This is a genomic window from Streptomyces capoamus (genome assembly GCF_014654935.1).
GTDB classification, from domain to species: domain Bacteria; phylum Actinomycetota; class Actinomycetes; order Streptomycetales; family Streptomycetaceae; genus Streptomyces; species Streptomyces capoamus.
Genome location: NZ_BNBF01000029.1, coordinates 33,542 through 42,230 on the forward strand (window position 1 = coordinate 33,542; position 8,689 = coordinate 42,230).

Below are 8,689 nucleotides of genomic sequence, written 5' to 3' on the forward strand. Positions count from 1 at the left end.
CCTCCATCAGGCGGAAGATCTGGCGCCGCTGGTGCGGCAGGGACAGCGAGACGACCGTGCCGGTACGGCCCGCACGGGCGGTACGGCCGGCGCGGTGCAGGTAGTCCTTGTGGTCGCCGGCCGGGTCCACGTTCAGGACCAGGTCGATGCCGTCGACGTGGATGCCGCGCGCGGCGACGTCGGTGGCGACCAGGACGTTGACGTAGCCGTCCTTGAAGTCGGCCAGGGTGCGGGTGCGCGCGCCCTGGGTCATGCCGCCGTGCAGCGCGTCGGACTTCACGCCGGCCTCGCGCAGCTGCTCGGCGACGCGGTCGGCGCCCAGCTGGGTGCGCACGAAGATGATCGTGCGGCCCTTGCGGGAGGCGATCGCGGCGGTGACCGGCGCCTTGTCCTTGGGCTTCACGATGAGGATGTGGTGCGACATGGTCGTCACCGCGCCCTGGGCCGCGTCCACCTCGTGCAGGACGGGCTCGTTCAGGTAGCGGTCGACGAGGGTCTTGATCTCGTTCTCCATCGTGGCGGAGAAGAGCATGCGCTGGCCGCCGGCCGGCACCTGGTCGAGCAGCTCGGTGACCTCGGGCAGGAAGCCCAGGTCGGACATCTGGTCGGCCTCGTCGAGGACGGCGATCTGCACGTCGTCCAGGGAGCAGGCGCCGCGGTTGATGATGTCGCGCAGGCGGCCGGGGGTGGCGACGAGGATGTCGACGCCGCGCTCCAGGGCGTAGATCTGGTTGCCCATGGAGGTGCCGCCACAGACGACCTTCATCTTCAGGCCGAGGACGTCGCCGTACGGCTGGAGGGCGTCGGCGACCTGCATGGCCAGCTCGCGGGTCGGGGTGAGGATGACCGCGCGGGGCTTGTGCTTCTGGGTGCGGCCGCCGGCCAGCTGGGCCAGGGTCGGCAGGCCGAAGGAGAGCGTCTTGCCGGAGCCGGTGCGGCCACGGCCGAGGATGTCCTTGCCGGCCAGGGCGTCCGGGATGGTCGCGGCCTGGATCGGGAAGGGGGTCGTCACGCCGTTCTGTGCGAGCTTGCGCACGATGCCCTCGGGGAGGCCGAGGTCGGCGAAGGTGATCTGGGGGGACTGGGGGGTGGTGTCAGCGGCCTCGTCGGCCTCGGTGACCTCGGTCGTCACGTCGACGAGTTCGTTGTCGAACTCGTTCTCGAGCTCGTTCTCGGACACGACGATCTGGTCAGTACTGGACACGGACATGCGAATGCGAAACCTTCCGGAGTCTCTTCGGCACGCGCCCGTCAACTCCGTGTTTCGCTCACGACCGCCTCAATGCGGTCCGCCACGGCAAAGGAGAGTACGCGCCACACGGCGCTCTCTGCGATGGCGCCGGGCAAATGGGATCAAACGATCTACCACCATACGCACCTCCCACCCCTGAAGGCAAACCGCGCCGGGGAGACGCCGGTCACGTCTCACGCGGGGACCCCCGCCCGGGGCGCCGGCTCGCGCTGGACCAGCTGCGGTCCTGGGTCCTCGTGCGCCGAGGAGGACGGCTCGGCCGACGGCAGCTCCGAGACGGGCGGCGGCGGGGTGGAGGCCGGGGGCTCGGGCGCGGCGGAGGTCACGGGAGGCGTCGGCTGGGCCCCGGTCGGCTCCGGGTCCCCGGGCTGGACGGTCCGGCCCGGCTCGGCCGGCGCGTGCGAGGCGCTGCGCGCGGCCGACGGCGTCGTCGACGCCGGGGCCGACCCGCCCTTCCTGGCCCTGCCGCCGTGCCCGTGCTTGCCGTCGCCCGCCCCGCCCTCGGCGCGGGCGAGGCCGCCCCCGCCGTCCACCGGGCCGCCGCCGGGGGCCTCACCGCCGTGCCGGCCCGCCGAGTGGGAGGGCCGGGCCCGGCCCGCGTCGTCGCCCACGCTCACGCAGCCCGCGGCGGCGGTGACGGCCAGGACCGAGGCGGCGAGACGGACGGGTACGTACAAGGGGCGCACGGCGGCCACCTCCGGGGGCAAGGAAAGAAGTCAACCTCCCCAACTCCCGCCGCCCGCAAGAGGACACGCGCCCCGCTCCCCTCACCCCGCCGCGGATCACCCGTAGCCGAGGGTGTGCAGCCGGGCGTCGTCGATGCCGAAGTGGTGGGCGACCTCGTGCACGACGGTCACCTCCGTCTCGGCGACCACGTCCTCGCGGCTCTCGCACATCCTGAGCGTCGGCCCGCGGTAGACGGTGATGCGGTCCGGCAGGACGCCCGCGTACCACTCGCCCCGGTCGGTCAGCGGTGTCCCCTCGTAGAGCCCGAGCAGCTCGGGGTCGTCGGCGGGCGGTTCGTCCTCGACGAACACCGCCACGTTGTCCATCAGCCGTGTCAGCTCCGGCGGGATCCGGTCGAGCGCCTCGGCGACCAGTTCCTCGAACTCCTCGCGCGTCATCTCCAGCACAGGGCCATTGTCCGGGAACGGTGCCGCATATCCATCCCGGCGCCCGGGCATACGGGACCAATGGCCCGCGCCCCCCTCGCAGCCCTGAGCACCATGCTGAACCGGACCTCCCACCGCACCCGCCCGCTGCCCGCCCTCGAACTCGCCGCCCGCCCCCGGCCCTGGCTGCGCGCCCTCGGCCTCACCGCGGTGGTCCTGGCCGGCGCCTGGCTGGGCCTGCTGATCGTCGGCAACGTCCGGGCCCCGGTCGGCCCGATGGACACGACGATGGCACTGCGCCCCTCCCTGCAGGGCGGTACGAAGATCAACGTGTCGCCGCTGGGCGCCCTCACCCTGGACAGCCACGTGGCCCCGGTCCGGCTGGACGTGAACGTCGACCAGCTGGACCCGCTGCGCTCGCAGGCGCTGGTCGACCACCCGGAGCGGATCTCCGGCCTGCAGCAGGAGGTCGCCCGGGACGTGGAGCACGGCACGCTGGACCTGGCCGTCCGCTCCTGCGTCGCCGTGGTCGCCGGGGCCACCGCCCTGGGCCTCGCCGTCTACCGTCGGCCGCGCCGGGCGCTGGCCGCCGGCGGGCTGGCCCTGACGCTGCTGGCCGCCTCGGGCGCGTCGGCGTACGCCACCTGGAACCCGGAGTCGGTCCTGGAGCCGAGGTTCTCCGGCCTGCTCAGCTCGGCGCCGTCCGTGGTGGGCAACGCCCGCAGCATCGTCACGGAATTCGACGTCTACCAGAAGGAGTTGGCGCGCCTGGTGACGAACGTGACGAAGCTCTACGACGTCACGTCCACGCTCCCGGCGTACCGGCCGGACCCGTCCACCATCCGGGTCCTGCACGTGTCGGACATCCACCTCAACCCGGCCGCCTGGAAGATCATCGGCTCGCTGGTGAAGCAGTACCAGGTCGACGTGATCGTGGACTCCGGCGACACGATGGACCACGGTACGGCGGCGGAGAACGGCTTCCTGGACCCGGTCCGGGACCTGGGCGTGCCGTACGTCTGGGTGCGCGGCAACCACGACTCGCGGACCACCCAGCACTACCTGGAACGGATGAGGAACGTGCGGGTCCTGGACGACGGCCGGGCCCGGACGGTGGCGGGCCTGCGGTTCGCGGGCATCGGCGATCCGCAGTTCACCCCCGACCGCTCGGCGGCGCCCGGCGGTGAGGCGTCGGAGCGGCTGGCGGGCGACCGGCTGGCCAGTGCCCTGCGCGACCAGCGGACGGCCGGCTCCCCGGTGGACGTGGCGGTCGCGCACGAGCCGACCGCCGCGCGGGAGACCGACGGCGAGGTGCCGCTGGTGCTGTGCGGGCACCTGCACCACGAGGGGACGGAGCTGCTGCCGTACGGCACCCGGCTGCGCAGGGAGGGGTCGACCGGCGGCAGCGGGCTGCGTGCCGTGGAGCGCCAGTACCCCGCCCCGATCGAGGCCTCGATCCTCTACTTCGACCGGGACAGCCGTCGGCTGCAGGCCTGGGACGCGATCAAGCTGGGGGGTCTGGGGCTGACGACGGCCGAGGTCAGCCGCCATCTGGCGGACGAGAACCGACCGGGCGGCCCCGACGCCTCGCACTCCCCGTCGCCGGGATCCACGGACGGCTCCCGCTCCCCCTCGCCGGGATCCACGGGCGCCTCGCGGTCCCTGTCGCCCAGGTCCACGGGACCCTCGCGCTTCCCCGCACCGGCCGCTTCCGCCACCTCGCCGTAAACCGTTTTGGCGATACCCGCCGCCATCCCATATGCTTCTCAAGTCCCCGACGCGCTGACAAGCGCCCAGGCGGGCCGATAGCCCTCATCGTCTAGCGGCCTAGGACGCCGCCCTTTCAAGGCGGTAGCACGGGTTCGAATCCCGTTGGGGGCACGCAAAACCGTGTGCGACACTGTTGCACACACGCTTGGTCCTGTGGAGCAGTTTGGAGTGCTCGCCACCCTGTCAAGGTGGAGGCCGCGGGTTCAAATCCCGTCAGGACCGCTGGTGTTTCACGTGAAACACCGTGGCTGGGTAGCTCAGTTGGTACGAGCGTCCGCCTGAAAAGCGGAAGGTCGCCGGTTCGACCCCGGCCCCAGCCACCGCCGCCCTGACCAGGGCAGAGGCCCTCTCCACGAGCGTGGAGGGGGCCTCTTTCGTATCAGCCGTTGCCGTACCAGCCGAGCACGTACCAGTCATGCCACCGGGACACGGACGGAGCCCGTCAGGTGAAGGCCTTGCCGAGCATCGACCCGACTCTGCCGCTCGACTGGTATCCCGAGCGCGTCTGGTACACGGCCTACGGCTCCAACACGCACCTGGACCGGCTCGCCGCCTACCTCCGGGGCGGGTGCCCGCCCGGCGGGGCCAGGGAGTACCCGGGCTGCCGCGACCCCGCCCTGCCGGCCCGGTCGGTCCCCGTGGAAATGACCGGCGCCCTGTACTTCGCCACCCGATCACCCGTGTGGGACGGCGGGCGCGCCTTCTACGACCCGGATGTGAACGGGCGGGTGCTGGCCCGGGCCCACCTGGTGACCACCGGACAGTTCGCCGACATCGCCGCTCAGGAGATGTACCGGTCACCGGGCGCGGACCTGGACCTGGCGGACGTCCTGAGCCGGGGCCGTGCCGTGCTGGGCGAGGGCCGCTACGAGACCCTGGTCTGCGCCGGTCAGCTGGACGGCCTGCCGGTCCTGACCTTCACGGCACCGTGGGGGATGCACGACGTGCCATGGGTTCCGCCCTCCGCCGCCTACCTCCGCTTCCTGGCCGCGGGCCTGCTCTCGGCCGGCGCCTGGGACCTGGACGCGGTCGCCTCCTACGTCGCGGCCTGTCCCGGCGCCTCGGACCACTGGTCGCCACGGGACATCGCCGCCCTCCTCGACTAGCCCGCGACGGCGGCCAGTACGATCAGGCCACATTTGGCGAGAACCCGCCCCCGCTCCAGCGGAGGAGGCCTCTCGTACAGGCACCCTGAGGGGGGTACTTGAGACAGATTTCCCGAGGGTTGGTGACGGCCGGCGCCGTCCTGGTCGCCACCCTCACCCTCCCCGGCACCGCCCACGCCGCGGGCCCGACCGTCCGGGACGCCTACAGCGACCAGGCCGACTGGTCGGTCCTCGACGTACGCCTCAACTTCAGCGGCGAGGTCAGCAAGCTCGTCGCGAGGCTCCGGCCGGCCGGCAGCAGCCCGAGCGACGCGCCGGTGGCCACGATCACCGACTTCACCAAGCGGTACGAAACCAGCTCGTGGGACGCCATCTGGGCGTCCCAGCCGCTCCACCTGGACACCCTCGGCGACTACACCGTCGACGTCGAGGCCACGGACGGCTCCGGCGAGACCACCGTCCGGCAGGACGCGGGCACGCTGCACTACGCGAAGCAGCCCGTCTTCAGCGGCTTCGCCGTCACACCGGCCGAGCCGGACATCGAACACCAGACGATCACGGCCGCCGGTGACATGGTCGTCCGCGATCCCAGCACCCGGGAGACCGAACCCCTGCCCGGCGCCTCCGTGGAGCTCACGTTCGACGGGGGCAGCGGGAAGGCGACCGTCGTCACCGACGAGGCCGGCCATTTCGCCGTCCCCCACCAGCTGGCCCAGGCCGGCTGGGTCTTCGCCGACTACAACGGCGGCCTCGGCTTCGCCGCCAGCCCCTGGATCGACGTCGAACCCCAGGCCGCACCGACCCGGATGGTCCTCGACCGGAGCAGTTTCCACGTCACCGCCGGCGAGAAGATCAAGGTCACCGGCACGCTCCAGTACCAGTCCGGCGCGGAGTGGAAGCCGCTCTCCGGCATCCCGCTGGAGATGGACTACAAGGACTGCAGCACCTGCAGCCCGGTCGACACCACGACCGGCGCCGACGGCCGCTTCTCCTTCACGCGGACCCCGTACGGCAGCAAGAGCGTCTACCGGATCGCCTTCACGTCCTACACGCCCTTCGCCCGGCACAGCACGGCGGACGTCACCGCGGCGGTCACGGCGACGACGAAGTTCTCCGCCTTCACCGCCTCGCTGGACAAGTACGCCCAGCTGAAGGTCACCGGCACGCTCGACCTGATCGGCCGGGACGTCAACGACCAGGCGAGCGTCGACATCCAGTACTCACCGAACGGCAGGACGGAGTGGACCACGGAGAAGACCGTGAAGGCCGGCTTCGGCTCCCAGTTCACCGTCGACAAGATCCCCGGCTACACGGACGGCTACTGGCGGCTGCGCTACGCCGGTTCCAGCACCAAGGACATCAAGGGCACCACCAGCAACAGCCTGCGCCGCAACCGCGCCCTCACCCGGATCAAGGACGCCAACGCGTCCCCCGAGCCGGTGACCAAGGGCAGGACCATCACCGTCAAGGGCGTGCTCCAGGAGCGCGCGGTCGGCTCCGGCACGTGGAAGGCGTACGGCTCCCAGAAGCTGCAGATCCTGTTCCGGCCGAAGGGCGCGAAGAGCTGGTACCTGATGGCCACGGTCACCACGAAGGGCAGCGGATCCTTCAGCAAGGGCTTCACGGCCCGGCAGGACGGCACCTGGGTGCCCGTCCTCCTCCACCCCGACAGCAAGCACTTCGTGGGCGGGGGCGCGGAGGACTACGTCGACGTGCGGTGACGCCTTGGCACCACGCCCGGCCGGCGCTAGGTTCGGGCGGGCCGTGCATGGTGCGCGGGGACGGGGGGAGACATGAGCCGGGGCGAGACCGGGGGCAACCGGGACATCGATCTGGAGAAGGACCGGGCCCGGTACGGGCTGCTCGCGGTCGTCATCAGCAATCTGGCGATCGCCGCGATCGCGGTCGTCGGCGTGTGGCGGCTCCACGGGGACACGGCGGTGGTCGTCGGCATCCTCACCGCCGCGTTCACCGCGGTCAGCAGCATGACCACCGCCTACCTGGGCATCAAGGCCGTCTCCAACACCGCGAGGTCGATCGCGCTGGGGGAGGGCCAGTCCCGCGCCTGCCCCGAACCGGCCCCGCCCGCCCAGCGCACCCCCTAGCCCGCGGGCGCGGCCCCGGCCGGTCTGCCGCCGGGGTGCCGGTGCCGCCAGACGAGGAACACCGCGCAGGAGACGACCGTCCAGCCCGCCAGCACCAGGAACGGGAAGGCGTGCTGGTGGCCGCGGAAGTACACCGCGGTGTGCTGGGCGTTCACCGAGCCGCCGGGCGGCAGCCAGCGGCCGATCGTGCCGAGCGGGGACGGCAGCAGGGGCCAGGAGACGGCCCCGCCGGACGACGGGTTGCCCAGCAGCACCATCAGGCCCCAGGTCGGCAGCATGGCCCAGCGTCCGAGCAGGGTGTTGAACATCGTGAACACCATGCCTGAGGTGAACATCGTCAGCGCGAGGATCAGCCAGGACTCCACGAACGGCAGCTTCAGCGCGCCCAGCAGCCAGTCCACCACCGCGGCGATCACGAAGCCGCCGAGCAGCGCGTAGGCGAGGGTGAAGGCGATCCGTTCCAGCGGGTTCAGCTCGCGCGCGTGCACGCTGAGCTGGATCGCGCCGACGAAGCCGACGATCACGGCGGCGAGCGAGATGTAGAAGATCGCCAGGCCCCTCGGGTCACCCCGCTGCAGCGGGTTCAGGTCGCGGACCGTCACGGGGGTGCCGGTGGCCCTGGCGACCTTCACCGCCGTCTCGCCGAGCACCTGGGCGACCGTCGCGCCGGAGGCCCCGGACACGTCCACGGTGATCGTCCGGCCGGCGGCGGGCGCGTCGACCACCGCGAACACCTTCTGCTCGTCCACCGCCCGCACCGCGTCCTCGCGGCTGCCGTACGGGTGCAGTTTCAGGGAGGCGTGCAGCGCCCGTTCCATGCCGTCGAGGAAGCGCCGGGCGGCGGGCCGGTCGGGGGCGCCGGTCACCGCCGTGGGGATGCTGTGCGGGGTCGGGTTGGCCATGGCGTACGTGTACGACCCGGCGAAGAGGCCCGCCGCCGCGGCGAGGATGAGCAGCAGGACCGTGGCGGGCAGGAAGGGGGACTCCCGGAACGCCGTCCAGCGGTCCGCGGGGGACCGGGTCCGGCCGTGCTCTTCGCGGGAGGAATCGGGCATGCCGACTACGCTAGGTCATCCCATGACATTCCGCCCCGGTTGAAATCGTTCGCGTGATTTTCCGCCGAGGTGAGATCCTGGATCGCGTATGTCTACGCATCCCGCCCCCGCCCTCGGCACCCTCGCCCCCCGTCTGACCGAGCTGTCGCTGCGCGACGCGCACCGGCTCGGGCGGCGGCTGGAGGGCGCGCGCAAGATCCGTAAGCCGGAGGCCCGTGCCGCCGTCCTCGCCGAGATCGACGGCGAGATCGACCGGGCCGCGGTCCGGATGGCCGAGCGCCGCTCCCGC

9 protein-coding genes and 3 tRNA genes are annotated in these 8,689 nt (G+C 72.1%); 8 read left to right on the forward strand and 4 right to left on the reverse strand.

What is annotated here, in order from left to right; all coding sequences use genetic code 11:
* The 3 genes from IE312_RS42895 to IE312_RS32700 all read right to left on the reverse strand — a co-directional run.
* On the reverse strand, positions 1-1,210 hold a 1,210-nt coding region (locus IE312_RS42895; RefSeq protein WP_229900708.1), incomplete at its 3' end, for a DEAD/DEAH box helicase.
* Positions 1,211-1,425: 215 nt separating this feature from the next.
* A complete protein-coding gene (locus IE312_RS32695; RefSeq protein ID WP_189985870.1) occupies positions 1,426-1,938 on the reverse strand; it encodes a TrbL/VirB6 family protein in 513 nt (170 codons plus the stop codon).
* 96 nt (positions 1,939-2,034) lie between these two features.
* Entirely contained in the window at positions 2,035-2,385 is a 351-nt protein-coding gene (locus IE312_RS32700) for a metallopeptidase family protein (protein WP_189985871.1), read from the reverse strand.
* Between the two features lie 60 nt (positions 2,386-2,445).
* Here IE312_RS32700 and IE312_RS32705 point away from each other — a divergent pair, with 60 nt between their 5' ends.
* The 7 genes from IE312_RS32705 (at position 2,446) to IE312_RS32735 (ending at position 7,345) form a co-directional block, all read left to right on the forward strand.
* Complete coding sequence (locus IE312_RS32705; protein ID WP_229900709.1) at positions 2,446-4,092, forward strand: metallophosphoesterase family protein; 1,647 nt, start codon at positions 2,446-2,448, stop codon at positions 4,090-4,092.
* 80 nt (positions 4,093-4,172) lie between these two features.
* A tRNA-Glu gene (locus tag IE312_RS32710) sits at positions 4,173-4,245 on the forward strand.
* A 36-nt stretch (positions 4,246-4,281) separates the two neighbouring features.
* Positions 4,282-4,356, forward strand: a tRNA-Asp gene (locus tag IE312_RS32715).
* A gap of 24 nt (positions 4,357-4,380) precedes the next feature.
* A tRNA-Phe gene (locus tag IE312_RS32720) sits at positions 4,381-4,454 on the forward strand.
* A 126-nt stretch (positions 4,455-4,580) separates the two neighbouring features.
* Entirely contained in the window at positions 4,581-5,240 is a 660-nt protein-coding gene (locus IE312_RS32725; RefSeq protein WP_189985872.1) for a histone deacetylase, read from the forward strand.
* A gap of 98 nt (positions 5,241-5,338) precedes the next feature.
* Positions 5,339-6,961: a carboxypeptidase-like regulatory domain-containing protein gene (locus IE312_RS32730; protein WP_229900710.1), complete on the forward strand. Its 1,623-nt coding sequence runs from the start codon at positions 5,339-5,341 to the stop codon at positions 6,959-6,961.
* 72 nt (positions 6,962-7,033) lie between these two features.
* Positions 7,034-7,345, forward strand: a complete 312-nt coding sequence (locus IE312_RS32735; protein WP_189985873.1) for a hypothetical protein — start codon at positions 7,034-7,036, stop codon at positions 7,343-7,345.
* Here IE312_RS32735 and IE312_RS32740 read toward each other — a convergent pair.
* Complete coding sequence (locus tag IE312_RS32740) at positions 7,342-8,400, reverse strand: ABC transporter permease (RefSeq protein WP_189985874.1); 1,059 nt, start codon at positions 8,398-8,400, stop codon at positions 7,342-7,344. The genes IE312_RS32735 and IE312_RS32740 overlap by 4 nt on opposite strands.
* A gap of 88 nt (positions 8,401-8,488) precedes the next feature.
* Between IE312_RS32740 and IE312_RS42900 the strand changes: the two genes are divergently transcribed.
* A partial coding sequence (locus tag IE312_RS42900; RefSeq protein ID WP_229900711.1) for a hypothetical protein occupies positions 8,489-8,689 on the forward strand: 201 nt, incomplete at its 3' end.

What these genes read in the sequence shown, in the direction of transcription:
- IE312_RS32705 (WP_229900709.1), top strand. Translation starts at nt 2,446, where the DNA reads ATGGCCCGCGCCCCCCTCGCAGCCCTGAGCACCATGCTGAACCGGACC.
- IE312_RS32735 (WP_189985873.1), top strand. Translation starts at nt 7,034, where the DNA reads ATGAGCCGGGGCGAGACCGGGGGCAACCGGGACATCGATCTGGAGAAG.
- IE312_RS32740 (WP_189985874.1), bottom strand. Translation starts at nt 8,400, where the DNA reads ATGCCCGATTCCTCCCGCGAAGAGCACGGCCGGACCCGGTCCCCCGCG.